At 66.6% G+C, this 14,837-nt stretch carries 13 protein-coding genes; 9 read left to right on the top strand and 4 right to left on the bottom strand.

Going from position 1 to position 14,837, the window contains the following annotated elements; translation table 11 throughout:
* Position 1 precedes the first annotated feature (1 nt).
* Positions 2-1,009, bottom strand: a complete 1,008-nt coding sequence (locus PRN20_RS00925; RefSeq protein ID WP_273955048.1) for a carbohydrate ABC transporter permease — start codon at positions 1,007-1,009, stop codon at positions 2-4.
* Positions 1,010-1,081: 72 nt separating this feature from the next.
* Complete coding sequence (locus PRN20_RS00920; RefSeq protein ID WP_273955047.1) at positions 1,082-2,335, bottom strand: ABC transporter substrate-binding protein; 1,254 nt, start codon at positions 2,333-2,335, stop codon at positions 1,082-1,084.
* Between the two features lie 290 nt (positions 2,336-2,625).
* On the opposite strand from PRN20_RS00920, the gene PRN20_RS00915 reads away from it, so the two are divergent.
* From PRN20_RS00915 to PRN20_RS00895, 5 genes are all read left to right on the top strand, one after another.
* Positions 2,626-3,633, top strand: a complete 1,008-nt coding sequence (locus tag PRN20_RS00915; RefSeq protein ID WP_273955046.1) for a LacI family DNA-binding transcriptional regulator — start codon at positions 2,626-2,628, stop codon at positions 3,631-3,633.
* 83 nt (positions 3,634-3,716) lie between these two features.
* Positions 3,717-5,054, top strand: a complete 1,338-nt coding sequence (locus PRN20_RS00910; RefSeq protein WP_273955045.1) for an ABC transporter substrate-binding protein — start codon at positions 3,717-3,719, stop codon at positions 5,052-5,054.
* A 185-nt stretch (positions 5,055-5,239) separates the two neighbouring features.
* On the top strand, positions 5,240-6,178 hold the full coding sequence (locus PRN20_RS00905; RefSeq protein WP_273955044.1) for a carbohydrate ABC transporter permease: 939 nt from the start codon (positions 5,240-5,242) through the stop codon (positions 6,176-6,178).
* A 96-nt stretch (positions 6,179-6,274) separates the two neighbouring features.
* On the top strand, positions 6,275-7,108 hold the full coding sequence (locus PRN20_RS00900) for a carbohydrate ABC transporter permease (protein ID WP_273955043.1): 834 nt from the start codon (positions 6,275-6,277) through the stop codon (positions 7,106-7,108).
* Between the two features lie 26 nt (positions 7,109-7,134).
* Complete coding sequence (locus PRN20_RS00895) at positions 7,135-8,262, top strand: glycoside hydrolase family 172 protein (protein WP_273955042.1); 1,128 nt, start codon at positions 7,135-7,137, stop codon at positions 8,260-8,262.
* Here the strand turns inward: PRN20_RS00895 and PRN20_RS00890 are convergent.
* Both PRN20_RS00890 and PRN20_RS00885 read right to left on the bottom strand, forming a co-directional pair.
* Positions 8,244-9,611: a sensor histidine kinase gene (locus tag PRN20_RS00890; protein WP_273955041.1), complete on the bottom strand. Its 1,368-nt coding sequence runs from the start codon at positions 9,609-9,611 to the stop codon at positions 8,244-8,246. The two genes, PRN20_RS00895 and PRN20_RS00890, sit on opposite strands and share 19 nt — an antisense overlap.
* Positions 9,611-10,282, bottom strand: coding sequence for a response regulator transcription factor (locus PRN20_RS00885; RefSeq protein ID WP_273955040.1), 672 nt, complete (start codon positions 10,280-10,282; stop codon positions 9,611-9,613). Before PRN20_RS00885 ends, PRN20_RS00890 begins: the two co-directional genes overlap by 1 nt.
* Before the next feature lie 140 nt (positions 10,283-10,422).
* Between PRN20_RS00885 and PRN20_RS00880 the strand changes: the two genes are divergently transcribed.
* The 4 genes from PRN20_RS00880 to PRN20_RS00865 all read left to right on the top strand — a co-directional run bounded on the left by PRN20_RS00880 (position 10,423) and on the right by PRN20_RS00865 (position 14,836).
* Positions 10,423-11,487, top strand: a complete 1,065-nt coding sequence (locus PRN20_RS00880) for an ABC transporter substrate-binding protein (protein ID WP_273955039.1) — start codon at positions 10,423-10,425, stop codon at positions 11,485-11,487.
* A 339-nt stretch (positions 11,488-11,826) separates the two neighbouring features.
* A complete protein-coding gene (locus tag PRN20_RS00875) occupies positions 11,827-12,777 on the top strand; it encodes a Bug family tripartite tricarboxylate transporter substrate binding protein (protein ID WP_273955038.1) in 951 nt (316 codons plus the stop codon).
* On the top strand, positions 12,774-13,319 hold the full coding sequence (locus tag PRN20_RS00870; RefSeq protein ID WP_443112517.1) for a tripartite tricarboxylate transporter TctB family protein: 546 nt from the start codon (positions 12,774-12,776) through the stop codon (positions 13,317-13,319). The genes PRN20_RS00875 and PRN20_RS00870 overlap by 4 nt, the downstream gene beginning before the upstream one ends.
* On the top strand, positions 13,319-14,836 hold the full coding sequence (locus tag PRN20_RS00865) for a tripartite tricarboxylate transporter permease (protein ID WP_273955037.1): 1,518 nt from the start codon (positions 13,319-13,321) through the stop codon (positions 14,834-14,836). The genes PRN20_RS00870 and PRN20_RS00865 overlap by 1 nt, the downstream gene beginning before the upstream one ends.
* The last annotated feature ends 1 nt before the right edge of the window (position 14,837 follow it).

Genomic DNA, 14,837 nt, shown 5'->3' with positions numbered 1-14,837 from the left:
GCTACTCCCGCACCCAGCGGCGCGAGCCGACGATCTGGATGATGGTGATGATGAGGACGAGGATCATCATGATGACGCTGACGGCGGCGGCGTAGCCGAGCTCGAAGCTGCCGAAGGCCTCGTCGACGAGGTAGATCGACAGCGAGCGGGTGGAGTCCCCGGGGCCGCCGCCGGTGAGGATCATGATCGACTCGAACACCTGCAGCGCGCCGATCGAGGCGAAGACGATGCAGAAGAACAGAACCGGCGAAATGAACGGCAGCGTGATGCGGCTGAACCGGCGCCAGGGCGAGGCGCCATCCATCGAGGCGGCATCCATGATGGGCTTCGGCACGCCCTGCAGCGCGGCGATCAGGATGATCATGAAGAAGCCGGTGTTCTTCCACACGTCCATGATGACGATCGAGGTCATGGCGAACCTGGACGACGACAGCCACGGCACGGCCGGGATGCCGATCTGCTGCAGGTAGTAGTTCAGGACGCCGAAATCGAAGCTGTAGAAATAGCTCCACACCACCGCCACGAACGCCGCCGAGATGATCACCGGCAGGAAGAAGGCGAGGCGGAAGAAGTAGAGCAGGAACTTCGGCATCGCCCGGTTCAGCGCCAGCGCCAGGATCAGGCCGACCGCGACGTTGAAGGTGACCGCGAGGAAGGCGAAGCGCAGCGTGTTCCAGAAGATCTCGAGCGAGCGCGGCTCGGTGAGGAAGCGCACGTAGTTCTCGAAGCCCACCCAATCGGCGCCGAAGCTGATGTCGTAATAGGTGAAGCTGAGGATGATGGTGATGGCGACGGGCGCCAGCACGAAGGCGGCGTAGAGGACGATGGACGGCAGGACGAAGACGTAGCCCGCCCGCATCTGCGCCTTGCGGAGGTCGGACAGTCGCCGCGCCGGGGCACGCCCTCGGCTGATCGCCGCAGGAGCCGAGGCGGCGATGCCATGGGCTTCCTTGTGAGGAGGGGCGGAGGGCGGGGATGGCCCCAGCCGGGATGGGTCGGACGCGTGCATCGGCAGGCTTCTCGCTAGTGCAAACCAAGTGCCCGCGCCGGACAGGTCCGACGCGGGCAGTCCGGGGGAGGACTACTGGGTGACGCGCTTGATGCGCTCGAACGAGCGGGTCAGTTCCTGGTCCGCCTTGGCGACGGCATCAGGGATGGTCATCTCGTTGGCCATGACGGCCTGGAAGTAGCGCATGAATATCTGGTCCACTTCCTGGAAGTTGGCCGGCGACGGCACAGCATGGGTGGTCGGCAGCGTCTCGTAGTAGAGGGGCGCCGATGGCGGGAACTTGAGGAAGTTCTCGGTCTCGGCCGCCGACTTGCGGCCCGGCACGGCGCCACCGAGATCGCCTTCGGCGACCTGCGTCTCGTAGCTCAGGAGCTCGGTGACCAGTGCTTCGGCGAGCTTCACGTTCTGCGCCTTGGCCGAGATACCATAGGCGCCGAAGCCGATGACGGTGTCGTTGCTCAGCTTGCCCGGCTGCACCGCGATATCCATGTCGAGCTTGGACGAAATGGCATTCTGCACGATCCAGTGGCCGCGCGAGATCATGGCGATCTGGCCGGCGAAGAACTGGTTCTCGATGCCCTCCTGACCCGGCACCGGCGAGACCTTCTTGGTGTGGATGAGGTCGTAGAGATACTGCAGGGTCTCGGCGACCTTGGGATCGGTCATGTTGGAGGCCGACCAGTCCGCCGTCACCGGCGAGGTGCCATTGGAGAGAAACCACGGCATCAGGCCGAAGAAGAAGTTGGGGACCTCGTAGCCGAACTGGGTGACGTTGCCGTTGGCGTCGCGCTTGGTCAGCTTTTCGGCGACCGCGGCGAACTCATCCCAAGTCCAGGTCTTGCTGGGCGTCTCGATACCGGCCTCTGCGAACAAGGCGCGGTTGTAGTTGACCATGATGTTGTTCCAGGTCGAGGGGATGAAATAGGTCTTCCCCTTGTACTTGGTCAGGTCGAAGAGCTTGGGGTCGAAGTCCGAGAAGTCGCCTGCGGCGATGTAGTCGTCGAGGGGCACGAACAGGTCGCGCGCGGCGAAGCTCTGCAGCGTCTCGACCGCCGTGTGGTAGACGTCGTACTGCTCGCCGGCATTGTACTGCTGCAGCACGCGCGAGACGAAATCGCCCCAGCCGCCGCTGATCGGATCGACGCCGATCTCGACCTCGACATTGGGATACTTCTGGTTGAAGCGGGCCACCGCGTCCTGGGTGGATTTGAGCTGCGCCTCGCCGCCGAAGGTCATCAGCCGCAGCTTGCCGGCCTCGTCGGACTGCGCGAGGGCAGGCGAGACGAGGCTCGCAGTCAGCAGCAGCGCTGCCAGTAGTTTCTTCATGGTTCCCTCCTCTTGCCCGGCTGTGGACAAAGCTCCGCCGGGCTCGGGATCGCGGTTTTCCGCGCCCGCTTGAAAACATCGTTCTCAACCCCGCCACCGCATCCCCTCAAGGGCAACGGAATCGGGGCGCTGTTTCACTAAGCCATTAAATGCGTTGGGTTATATTTCCTCCGCCGCGGAGTGAGCTCCGTCTTCTGGCAGGGCAAACCCTAGCAGCTGTGAATGGATCTGCAAATGCATTCACAAATCCATTTGCATGCGCCTTTCGTTTGGTGCTAGCCGTTGCCGCCATGAGCACGATCTCGAAAGTTGCCGAGCGGGCAGGGGTGTCGCGGACGACGGTTTCGCATGTCCTCAACCATGCCGACCGGGTGTCCAAGCCGCTGCGCGAGCGGGTGCTCGCGGCGATCGACGAGCTCGGCTACACGCCCAATCCGGCGGCCAAGAGCCTGCGCACGGGGCGCACCAACATGGTGGCGGTGCTGATCCCCGATATCGGCAACCCGTTCTACACCGAGATGGTGAAGGCGGCGCAGGCGGCGCTCGAGGAAGCCGGGCTCGACGCGCTCATCTACAATACCGACGTTCCCGGCGGGAACTGGCAGGTCCACGGCCGCGACTACCTGCGGCAGCTGACCCGCAAGGGCGTCGACGGGCTGCTCGTCGGCGATTTCGCGCTGCACGGCATCAACGAGGAGCTGGCCAAGCTCGATACGCCGGCAGTGTTCATCGGGCAGCTGACCAACCGCGTCGTCGACAGTGTTCACATCGACGATTTCGGCGGCGGCTACATGGTGGGCAAGCACCTTGCCCAACGCGGCCACAAGCGGGTTGTGCAGGTCACCGGCCCGGCCAATTTCGAGTCCGCCATGTCACGCGCCGAGGGCTTCGAAAAGGCGCTGGCCGACCATGGCATCGCCTTCGACCGCCTGACGCAACGCTACCAGGGCACCTACCTGCCGGCCTCGGGCCGCGAGGCGGTCGAGTGGATTTCGGGCCTCACCGGCGCGAACAAGCCGACAGCGGTGTTCATCGGCAACTACCTGATGGCGACGGGCGCGCTCGCGGCGTTCCACGACCTCGGCATCAAGGTGCCCGACGATATCGCCGTCGCCATCTTCGGCGACCTTCCACAACTCGAATTCGTCCGGCCCAAGCTGACGCGGGCCGGCGAAAACCCTGGGGCGCTCGCACGACGTGCCACCCAGATGCTGCTCGAACGGATCGAAGGAACGTTCGAGGGGCCACCGCGCACGGAGGTCATCCCCTGTGCGCTGCAGGTCTTCGAGTCCGCATAGGGCGGACAACAAGACCAACTCGCGGCCGTTTCGGGGGAGGTGGCCGCGCGAGGACAAATGCGAAAGCTCCATGGGAGGAGACTATGATCAAGTCCAACATGCCCGCGGGATGGTCCCGTCGGTCTATCCTCAAGGGCGGCACCGCGCTTGCCGCCGCCGGCCTCACCATGCCCCTCGTGGGCAAGGCGTTCGGCCAGGACAATGCGCTCAGCTTCTGGCAGTTCTACGCGCCCGACGGCGAGGTGAAGCCGCAGGTCGAGTGGTTCGTGAAGATGGTCAATGACTGGAACGCGGCCCAGCCCGACCAGGTCAAGCTCGAGTATGTCGTCGGCTCGGAATACATCTCCGGCACCAAGCTTGCGACCTCGTTCGCCTCGGGCCAGGGGCCGGACATCTTCATCATCTCGCCCGGCGACTTCCTGCGCTACTACAATGGCGGCGTGCTGCACGACCTGACGCCCTCGATCGAGGAAGCGGCGCGCGCCGATTTCCCCGAGAGCGTGATCGCCAACCGCATGGTGGACGGCAAGATCTTCGGCGTGCCGATGGAAGTCGAGCCGATGGCCTTCTACTACTCGGTCAAGGCTTTCGAGGATGCCGGCCTCAACGAGAACGACGTGCCCCAGACCTGGGACCAGCTGCTCGAAGTGGGCAAGAAGCTGACCACGGCCGAGCGCTACGGCGTGCTGTTCGAGACCAACCCGGGCTACTACCAGAACTTTACCTGGTATCCGTTCATGTGGCAGGGCGGCGGCGAGTTCCAGACCGCCGACGGCAAGTCGGCCTTCGACTCGCCGGCGACGGTCGCGGCGCTGAAGCTGTGGCAGGAAGCGGTCAACTCGGGCGCGGCGCCGCGCCAGATGCTGGGTGGCGGTGGCGGTGACATCGTCGCCAACCTCGGCTCCGGCTACTGCGCCATGCAGAACGTCGGCATCTGGGGCATCTCGGCGATGGACAACAACGCCCCGGACGTCCCCTACGGCATCTTCAAGCTCCCGGTTCCCACTGGCGGCAAGTACGTCACCGTGGGTGGTGGCTGGGCGTTCGTTGCCAATGCCAAGGGCAAGAATCCGGAAGCGGCGGCGAAGTTCATCGCCTGGGCGCTGGCCTCGATGGCGCCCGATTCGGTCCAGCGCGTCGTCGACTGGTGCACGGTGGCCAAGTCCGACATGCCGCCGCGCAACTCGGCGCTCACGGCCGGCGGCGAGGCCTTCAACAAGGGCAAGATGGGGATCTTTTCGAAGGACATCCATCCCGGTACCCGCGCCGAGCCGCGCGTGCCGCCGGAGGTCTACAAGATCATCTCCGACGCCATCCAGGCGACCCAGCTGGGCGGCGCCGACCCGCAGGCCACGGCAACCGCCGCGAGCCAGCAGCTCGATGCGTTCCTCGAGTCCTATGCGGGCGCGCCGATCCTCTAGGGAACGTCGCCAATCGGGGGTCGGTCGGTGGAGCAGGACAGTTCCACATCGCCTCCCTCCCCCTTGAGGGGAGGGATCGAGGGAGGGGGTGGTGCAGTCGGCACCGAGCCCACCTCGCGACCCCCACCCCCCGCCCCTCCCCTCAAGGGGGAGGGGAGCACAGACCAGAGCATTGGGAACAAGCAGTGACCAACGTTGCAACTTCGGTGGCGGGCGCCAAGCCCGCCGCCTTCCGGCTCACCACGCGGCAACGCGAGGCGATCGCCGGCTACCTGTTCGTCGCTCCGGACGCCATCGGGCTGATGCTGTTCATCGGCCTGCCCATGGTGCTCGCCCTCGGCATCTCGGTGTTCGAGGTCGATGGCTTCGGCGGCTTCAGGTTCGTCGGGGCGGCCAACTATATCCGCATGTGGAATGATCCGCTGTTCTGGCAGTCGCTGGGCGTGACGGTGCGCTTCATGGTGATGCTGGTGCCGCTGCTCTATGTGATGGGCCTCGGCCTCGCGCTCCTCGTCCAGCGGACGAGCAAGTTCAACACCGTCATGCGCTCGATGTTCTTTGCGCCGCAGATGGTCAGCCTCGTCGTCGTGGCGCTGGTCTGGCAGTTGATGGTGGTCGACAAGCTGGGCGTCCTGACCCGCTTTGCCGCCTCGATCGGGCTGGGGGGCATCTCGTTCCTCGGCGATCCCAACATCGCGCTCTTCACCGTCACGCTCGCCGCCGTGTGGTTCCTCATGGGGTTCTACATGCTGATCTTTCTGGGCGGTCTGCAGGACATTCCACGCGAGCTCTACGAGGCGGCGCGCATCGATGGGGCGAGCTCGACCCAGAGCTTCTTCTCGATCACCCTGCCGCTGCTGCGGCCGACGAGCTTTTTCGTGCTGCTCACCTCGTCGGTGGCGGCCGTCACCGGGGCGCAGGCCTTCGACCTCATCTACGTCATGACGCGCGGCGGGCCGGCCAACTCGACGGCGCTGCTCATCAGCTACATCTACGCGCAGGCCTTCCAGTACTCGGCCTTCGGCTACGCGGCGGCGCTCGCGGCCCTGCTGGTGGTGCTGCTCATGGTCATCACGGTGTTCTTCTTCGTGGTCACCAAGGGCGGGAGGTTCGACTATGAGTGATTTTGTTCTGACGCCGCGGCCGATGGCCCCCATCCCCCTTGAGGGGAGGAGCCGGGGGTGGGGAGCAGACCCGACCGCCGGCCCGGGAGCGTCTCGATGAGTAACCTCTCCCGCTCGCAGGCCAATATCGTCCGGCTCACCTGGATGCTGGTGACGGCGGTGCTCGCAATCATGGCGATCTTCCCGCTGCTCTACATGCTGTCGATCGCCTTCAAGGCGCCGACCGAGGTTTTCAAGTCCAACCTCATTCCAGCCAAGCCCACGCTCGACAACTTCGTCTACGTGCTGACCGAGGTGCCGTTCTGGCGGTACATCCTCAACACGTTCTTCATTTCGGCGGTGATCACCGCCGTGGCGCTCTTCTTCCACACGATGGCGGGCTATGCCCTGGCACGGCTGCGCTTTCCGGGGCGCGAGGCGCTGTTCCTCACCATGTTCTCGACCTTCCTCGTGTCGCTGCCGGTGATCATCGTGCCGCTCTTCATCCTCGTGCGCACGATGGGGATGCTCAATTCCTATGGCGGGCTGATCATCCCGGCGATCTTCAACGCCTTCGGCATCTTCCTCCTCCGGCAGTACTACCTGTCGCTGCCGCGCGAGCTCGAGGAGGCGGCGGTGATCGACGGGGCGGGCTACTGGAAGATCTATACCAGCGTGATCCTGCCGCTGAGCCGGCCGATCATCGCGGCGCTGGCGATCCTGTTCTTCCTCGCCAACTGGAACAGCTTCCTGTGGCCGCTGACGGTCGCCTCGGACCCGAACCTCTGGGTCGTGCAGGTGGCGATTGCCAACTTCAAGAGCCAGTACGCCGCCAGCTGGAACTACACCATGGCCGCCTCGACCATCGTCGCGGTGCCCATGCTCGTCCTGTTCGTGATCTTCCAGCGGCAGATCATGGATTCCATCAAGACGTCCGGCCTCAAGGGCTAGGGCCAAAACCTCCAACGGATACCAACATGGCTTCTTTCAACGGACTCGGCTCCAACCTCTCCAACCTCTACCGGCTGAGTCCGGCCAAGACCCGCTCCCTCTCACCCGAGAACTTCACGGGCGAGAAGGGCAAGGGTGGCATGGCCACCGAAGGCACCGGCGCCGTGCATGCCCGCGGCCTCGGCCCCGACGGCTCGGGGCTGGGCTGGAAGGTCTCGCCCTCGATCCGGATCGAGCCAGGCGAGAAGCGCGTCATTGCCGATATCGAGGGCATGGGCGCCATCCAGCAGATCTGGCTCACCACGGCGAACCTCAGGTGGCGCAGCCTCATCATCCGCATGTGGTGGGACGGGCAGGAGCACCCCTCGGTCGAGGCGCCGCTCGGCGATTTCTTCTGCTCGGGCTGGGGCCAGTTCGCCCAGATCAGCTCGCTGGCCGTGTGCGTGAACCCTGGCCGCGCCTTCAACTGCTACTGGGAGATGCCGTTCCGGAAGGCCGCGCGCATCGAGATCGAGAACACGGACAAGACCGAGTTCGGCATCATCTACTACCAGATCAACTACACCCTCACCGAGGTGCCCGAGGACGCGGCCTATTTCCACGCCAAGTTCCGCCGCACCAACCCGCTGCCGTTCGGCACGGACTACACCATCATCGACGGCATCAAGGGGCGCGGGCAGTATGTCGGCACCTACATGGCCTGGGGCGTCAACAATGCCGGCTGGTGGGGCGAGGGCGAGATCAAGTTCTTCATGGACGGCGACAAGGACTTCCCCACCATCTGCGGCACGGGCACCGAGGACTATTTCTGCGGCGCCTACAATTTCGACGGCGGCGTGGTCGATGACACCATGGACAGCCGCTATCGCGAGTTCTCGACCCCGTATTCCGGGCTGCCGCAGGTGCTGCGCCCCGACGGGACCTATCGCAGCCAGACCCGCTTCGGCATGTATCGCTGGCACCTGAGCGACCCGATCCGCTTCGAGAGCGACATGAAGGTCACCATTCAGGCGCTGGGCTGGCGCACCGAGAAGAAGGACCGGCGCTACCTGCCGCTGCAGGACGACATCGCGTCCGTCGCGTTCTGGTACCAGACGCTGCCGACCGTGCCGTTCGAGCCGCTGCCGGATACCGACTATCTCGAAGTGATCTGATCGGATTTGGCCCGCGGCAGGCGGACCGTGACGGCAAAGCCCCGGCCCGCTTCGGAGGCGACCGTCACGGCGCCGCCGAACAGCGCGGCAATCTCCTCGACGATCGAAAGGCCGAGCCCCGCGCCCGGCCTTTCGCTTTCGCCGCGGCTGAAGCGCTTGCGCACCGTGGCGACCTGGCCTTGGGGTAGGCCGCGCCCGGTATCGGCGACCTCGAGCACCACATCATCGCCCTCCGGCACCACGCGAACCGTCGCTTCGGCGCCATCGCCGGCATAGGCCATGGCGTTCTCGATCAGGTTGCCGATCAGTTCGCCGAGCAGCATCGGATCGGCCGCGACCGGCGCAGGCTCGCCGCCCTCGAAGCCGAGGTCGATGCCCGCGGCATGGGCGCGGACGACGTATTCGCCGGTGCGCTCGCGAGCGAGATCGGTGAGATCGATGGTGGAAAAGCCCAGCCGGTCGGACGCCGCCTCGTCGATGCGAGCGAGCAGCAGCAACTGGGCGAGCACGCGCTCGGCGTGCACCACCGCCGCATCGGCGGCGCCGGCGGCGGCGCGGGCGGCCTCGGGCGTCTCGGCGCGCTGGGCGAGGGCGAGCTGGGTGCGCAGCTGGTGGCTGGCATTGCCGGTGAAATGGCGCAGCGCCTCCAGCGCGGATGACAGCCGGGTCATGAACGAGTTGATCGTATCGACGAGGCCCTGCACTTCCTTGGGCACCTGCTGCTCGATCGGGCTCAGATCATCGAGCGCGCGCTTCGATATGGCGTCGCGCAGCCGGTAGAGCGGGGCGAGGGCGAAGCCGACGGCGAGCCAGAGGATGATGCCGGCGACGACGATCAGGAGCGTCAGGCGGATGGCGGAGCGCAGCAGCAGGGTCTGGGTCAGCTGGCTTCGCGCGATGGTGGTCTCGGCCACGGTCACGGTGAAGGGAATGGCGCTGACGCCCGACGAGGCGGCGCGGCGGAGCACGGCGATGCGGATCGGCTCGCCGCGGAAATGGGCATCCGAATAGACGATCTCCGGTCCCGCCCCGGCGAGGGTGGGCAGGTTCTGGTAGCCGGTGATGAAGCCCGCCGGCCCATCGACCCGGTAGAAGACGCGGTCCTGCGCGGCGGAGGTCAGCATCTCGAGCGCGACATAGGGCACGTCGACCTCGAGCGCACCGTCCTCGGTGACGATGACGCGCTCGGCGATGGCGAGGACGGAGCCGGCGAGGACGCGGTCGGAGAGCGAGCTGGCGGTGTCGCGCGCCTCGCGCCAGGTATCGGCGATGGCCAGCGCCGCCACGGCGATCAGCGCGAGGGTGAGCCAGACGAGGAGGCGCCGGCGCAGGGAATAGGGGCGCGCCATCAATCGATGATCCGGTCGAGATAGTAGCCCAGCCCACGCGCGACGCGGACGGTAAGGGCGTAGGGAGCGAGGCGGCGGCGGAGGCGCGAGACATAAAGCTCGACGGCGTTCTCGCTGAGATCCTCGTCGAAGCCCGCGAGCGACTCGATGATCGCCTGCTTGGTCACGACCCGGCCGGCGCGGAACAGCAGCGTCTCGAGCACGCTGAGCTCGCGGGCCGGAATGTCGAGGGTCTGGCCGAAGGCGGAGAGGGTGCGCGTCGTGGTATCGAGCTCGATGTCGCCGAAGGCAACGCGGGCGCTGTGCAGGCCTGCCCGCCGGCGCAGCAGCACGCGGATGCGGGCCTCGAGTTCGGAAACCTCGAAGGGCTTGGTCATGTAGTCGTCGGCGCCGAGATCGAGGCCCTTGACGCGTTCGTCGAGGGCGCCGCGGGCGGTGAGGATCAGCACCGAGGAGGTGTTCCGCTTCGCCCGCAAGCGGCGGAGGACCTCGAGGCCGTCCATCTCGGGCAGGCTCAGATCGAGCACCACGAGGTCGAAGCTCTCGGCCGAAAGCACCGCGTCGGCCGAGACGCCGTCATGCACCACATCCACGGCGTAGCCGGCAACGCGCAGCACGGCCGCGAGACCATCGGCCAAGGTGCGGTTGTCTTCGACGACCAGGATGCGCATGCGGTTCTCCCCCGGGGCGGGAACCTAGAACGCGCGGCGATTGCTGCCCACCCCTCTCATCCGGCGCTGCTGGAAGAAGGGCAGGCAGCGGGCGCTGGGGTCTTGCGGGAGGCGCGGGTCAAAGCGCATGGTCCCGCCCCATGATCAGACTGCTCGTGTTCCTTACCGTCCTGCTCGCCACGCCCGCCCTGGCCGAGCTCAAGCTCTACCCGGCAATCGACGGCTCCGGGGAGGCGCGCAAGGTGACGGTCTATTCGTCCCTCGACGAGCCGCTGGCGCGGCCGATGATCGCCGCGTTCCAGGCGGCGAACCCGGATATCGCGGTTGCCTACGAGGACCTGCAGACGGTGGACATCTTCGACCGCGTGGTTGCCGAGACCGATGCTGGTGGGGTGACGGCGGACTTCGCCTTCTCGTCCTCGATGGACCTGCAGGTGAAGCTCGCCAATGACGGCTATGCGCAGGAAAGCGACGTGCCGCTGGCGGAGAGCTGGCCGCGCTGGGCCAACTGGCGCAACACGGCCTATGCGCTCACCTACGAGCCGGCGGTCTTCATCTACCACAAGCCCAGCTTTGCCGGCACGAAGCCGCCGTCGACGCGGGCCGAGCTGATCCAGTACCTCAAGACCAATGCCGACGCGATCCACGGCCGGATCGGCACCTACGACATCGAGCGCTCGGGCGTGGGCTTCATGTTCTTCTCGCGCGACCAGGAGCAGTACTCGGACCTGTGGACGCTGGTCAGCGCCATGGGCGCGGCGGGGGTGAAGCTCTATTCGACCACCTCGGCCATCGTCGATCGCGTCGCCGACGGCAGGTTCGTCTTCGGCTACAACATCCTCGGCTCCTATGCGGCCGAGGCGGCGGCGCGGAACCCGGACCTGGGCATCGTGCTCCCGGCCGACTACACGATCGTCACCTCGCGCATCGGGCTCGTGCCCAAGGCGGCGGCCAACCCGGAACTGGGGCGGCGCTATCTCGAGTTCTTCATGTCGGCCGAGGGCCAGACGATCATGGCGCAGCAACTGCAGATCGCGGCGCTCAATCCCGATGTCACCGGCGATAACACGGCCAACGCCATGCAGCAGGCGCTCGGCAACCAGCTGCGGCCGGTACCGGTCAGCCCGGGGCTGATGGTCTATCTCGACCAGGTGAAGCGGGCCCGGCTGATCCGGCGCTGGAACGACGCGTTGAGCATCCAGTAGCCCGCGAGACTCTCGGCCTTCGCCTCCCTCCCCCTTGAGGGGAGGGATCGAGGGAGGGGGTGGTGCGGCGATCACCGATGGACCCCCACCCCCAACCCCTCCCCTCAAGGGGGAGGGGAGCCGTCGGATCGGCCAGCGTCAGGTTGGCGACAGCTTCATGTGCTTTGCTTCCCGGATGGCCGAGGCGTAAAAACGTTCGGCCGAGGAGTCTGGGAGGACCCCGACAATCGGTCTCGTGCCGCGGCAACCCAAGTCCGCGCGCTGTCGCATGACCGTCCGGGACACCATCCCAGTGAACAGGGCAGGTCGCCGACGCGCGGCCTACATGGAGGACTGGCAATGAAGCATCTTCTCGCGACAGCATTTCTCGCCGGGGCGCTGGCGCTGCCGGCTGGCGTCATGGCGGCCGACTATTCGATCATGGCGCCCGCGGCGCCCGGCGGCGGCTGGGACCAGACCGCCCGCGCCATGCAGGAGGCGCTGACCGCCGAAGGCATCTCGGGCAATGTGCAGGTGACCAACGTTCCCGGCGCCGGCGGCACCATCGGCCTCGCCCAGTTCGCGCAGGAAGCCAAGGGCGATCCGAGCCGGCTGATCGTGGGCGGCTATGTGATGGTCGGCGCCATCCTCACCAACAAGGCCCCGGTGACGCTCGACGCGGTGACCCCGATCGCCCGCCTGACCGGCGAGTACGAAGTCATCGTCGTGCCGGCGGCCTCCGACATCAAGACGCTGGCCGACCTCGTCGCCAAGCTCAAGGCCGACCCGGGCAGCGTGTCGTGGGCCGGCGGCTCGGCCGGCGGCACCGACCACATCACGGCGGGCCTGTTCGCCAAGACCGCAGGGGTCGATCCCAAGGCCGTCAACTATGTCGCCTTCTCGGGCGGCGGCGAGGCCCTCGCGGCCGTGCTTGGCAGCCAGGTCACCGTCGGCATTTCGGGCTATGGCGAGTTCCAGAGCCAGGTCGAGGCCGGCGCGCTGCGCGTCATCGGCGTCTCGGCGCCGGAAAAGGTCGCCATCATCGACGGGCCGACCTTCAAGGAAGGCGGCGTCGATCTCGTGGTGCAGAACTGGCGCGGCGTCTGGGCCGGCCCCGACCTCTCGGCCGAGCAGGTCGCGGCCATCACCGCCGACATCGAGAAGATGGTGAACTCGGAAACCTGGAAGAAGACGCTCGAGACCAAGGGCTGGAACAACACCTGGCTTGCCGGTGATGCGTTCAAGGCCCAGCTCGCCACCGAGATCGAGGCGACGACCGCGATCCTCAAGGACATCGGCCTCGTGGAATGACGATGCCGACCGGCACCAACGCAAATACGCGCCGCCCCGATTGGGCGGCGCTCATCATTGCGGCAGGGCTGGCGCTGCTCGCGGCGGTGGTCGCCTGGGACGCGTCGCGGCTCGGCGGTGGCGGCGCTTATGCCCGCATCGGGCCGCAAACCATCCCCTATGCCATTGCCATCTGCCTGGGCGGCCTCGCCTTCTGGACCGTGATTGAAGCCTGGCGCGGCGACTTTCCCGAGCGCGAGCCGCAGGAGTTCGCCCCGGTGCTGTGGATCGTCGGAGGGCTGGTCCTCCAGCTTGCGACCATCAGCATCGCCGGCTTCTCGATCGCCACGGGCCTGCTCTTCGGCTTCGTCGCGCGCGGGTTCGGTGCGCGCAAGATGTGGCTCACCATTCCCGCCGGAATCCTTTTCGCCAGCATCATCTGGCTCATCTTCGCGCGCGGGCTGTCTCTGACGCTGCCGCGCGGCCCGCTCGAGGCGGCGCTGGTGACTGTCGTGACAGGCATCGGCACAGCCGTGTCCAGCCTGTTCGGAGGCGTTGCCTGATGGATACTTTCCTCCTCCTCTGGCAGGGCCTCGCAGTTGCCCTCCAGCCGATCAACCTCCTCTACGCGCTGGTCGGCGTGACGCTGGGGACCGCCGTCGGCGTCCTCCCCGGCATCGGGCCGGCGACCACGGTCGCGCTGCTCCTCCCCGTCACCTACAAGCTCGATCCGGCCGGCTCGCTGATCATGTTCGCCGGCATCTACTATGGCGGCATGTATGGCGGCTCGACCACGTCGATCCTGCTCAACACGCCGGGCGAGAGCGCCTCGATCGTTACCGCGCTCGAGGGAAACAAGATGGCGAAGAAGGGCCGCGGCGGCCCGGCCCTTGCCACGGCCGCCATCGGTTCTTTCGTCGCGGGGCTCATCGCCACGCTGGCGCTTGCCTTCCTTGCGCCATGGGTGGTGAGCGTTGCGCTCGCCTTCGGCCCGCGTGAGTACTTCGCGCTGATGGTGCTGGCCTTCGTCACCGTCTCGGCCGCCTTCGGCGACTCGGCGCTGCGGGGGCTGACCTCGCTCTTCATCGGCTTGACGCTGGGGCTGGTCGGCATCGACCTCCAGACCGGGCAGGCGCGCCTGTCGTTCAGCCATCCCTCGCTGCTCGACGGCATCGAGGTGACGACGCTGGCCGTCGCCATGTTCGCGGTGGGCGAAACTCTCTATGTCGCGGCGCAGGGCAAGCGCGCGCCCGAATCGATCGAGCCGGTGCGCGGGTCGCTGTGGATGAGCGCCCGGGACTGGGCGCGCTCGTGGAAGGCGTGGCTGCGCGGCACGGTGATCGGCTTTCCGATCGGCGCCATGCCGGCGGGTGGGGCCGAACTCGGCACCTTCTTTTCCTATGCGGTCGAAAAGAAGCTCTCCAAGCACCCCGAGGAATTTGGGGAGGGAGCGATCGAGGGTGTCGCCGGACCGGAGGCGGCCAACAACGCCTCGGCGGCGGGAACACTCGTGCCGCTCCTCACGCTGGGGCTGCCCACTTCGGCGACGGCGGCCATCATGCTCGCCGGCTTCCAACAATACGGGCTGCAGCCGGGCCCGCTGCTGTTCACCTCCAACCCGCAGCTGGTCTGGGGGCTGATCGCGAGCCTGCTCGTCGCCAACCTGATGCTGATCGTCCTCAACCTGCCGCTGATCGGGCTGTGGGTCCGGCTGCTCACCATCCCCAAGCCCTGGCTCTATGGCGGCATCCTGATGTTTGCGACGCTCGGCACGATCGGGGCCAACCCCTCGGTGTTCGAGCTCGCCATGCTGCTGGTGTTCGGGCTCCTCGGCTACGGGCTCCGGGTCTTCCACTTCCCGATCGCACCGGTGGTCGTCGGGCTGATCCTCGGGCCGATGGCCGAGCAGCAGTTGCGGCGGGCGCTGGCCATCTCGCAGGGCGATGTGATGGTGCTCTTCACCTCGCCGATTTCGGCGGTACTGCTCTTTCTCGCGGCGGTCGCGCTGATCCTGCCGCTGGTGCTGCGGGCGCAAGGACGGGGCCGGGTGCTGGCCGCAGTAGCCGCAGACAGCGACTAGA

It is taken from the genome of Devosia sp. ZB163 (genome assembly GCF_028613635.1).
In the GTDB taxonomy this organism is placed as follows: Bacteria; Pseudomonadota; Alphaproteobacteria; order Rhizobiales; family Devosiaceae; genus Devosia_A.
The sequence above is the reverse complement of the archived record's forward strand: the minus strand, read 5'-3'. Positions and strand labels throughout refer to the sequence as shown.

Bases quoted from the DNA above. Each gene is read 5' to 3' on its own strand.
- PRN20_RS00870 (WP_443112517.1), top strand. From the start codon at position 12,774: ATGACGATGCCGACCGGCACCAACGCAAATACGCGCCGCCCCGATTGG.
- PRN20_RS00915 (WP_273955046.1), top strand. From the start codon at position 2,626: ATGAGCACGATCTCGAAAGTTGCCGAGCGGGCAGGGGTGTCGCGGACG.
- PRN20_RS00865 (WP_273955037.1), top strand. From the start codon at position 13,319: ATGGATACTTTCCTCCTCCTCTGGCAGGGCCTCGCAGTTGCCCTCCAG.
- PRN20_RS00875 (WP_273955038.1), top strand. From the start codon at position 11,827: ATGAAGCATCTTCTCGCGACAGCATTTCTCGCCGGGGCGCTGGCGCTG.
- PRN20_RS00900 (WP_273955043.1), top strand. From the start codon at position 6,275: ATGAGTAACCTCTCCCGCTCGCAGGCCAATATCGTCCGGCTCACCTGG.
- PRN20_RS00880 (WP_273955039.1), top strand. From the start codon at position 10,423: ATGATCAGACTGCTCGTGTTCCTTACCGTCCTGCTCGCCACGCCCGCC.
- PRN20_RS00910 (WP_273955045.1), top strand. From the start codon at position 3,717: ATGATCAAGTCCAACATGCCCGCGGGATGGTCCCGTCGGTCTATCCTC.
- PRN20_RS00895 (WP_273955042.1), top strand. From the start codon at position 7,135: ATGGCTTCTTTCAACGGACTCGGCTCCAACCTCTCCAACCTCTACCGG.
- PRN20_RS00890 (WP_273955041.1), bottom strand. From the start codon at position 9,611: ATGGCGCGCCCCTATTCCCTGCGCCGGCGCCTCCTCGTCTGGCTCACC.
- PRN20_RS00885 (WP_273955040.1), bottom strand. From the start codon at position 10,282: ATGCGCATCCTGGTCGTCGAAGACAACCGCACCTTGGCCGATGGTCTC.
- PRN20_RS00925 (WP_273955048.1), bottom strand. From the start codon at position 1,009: ATGCACGCGTCCGACCCATCCCGGCTGGGGCCATCCCCGCCCTCCGCC.
- PRN20_RS00920 (WP_273955047.1), bottom strand. From the start codon at position 2,335: ATGAAGAAACTACTGGCAGCGCTGCTGCTGACTGCGAGCCTCGTCTCG.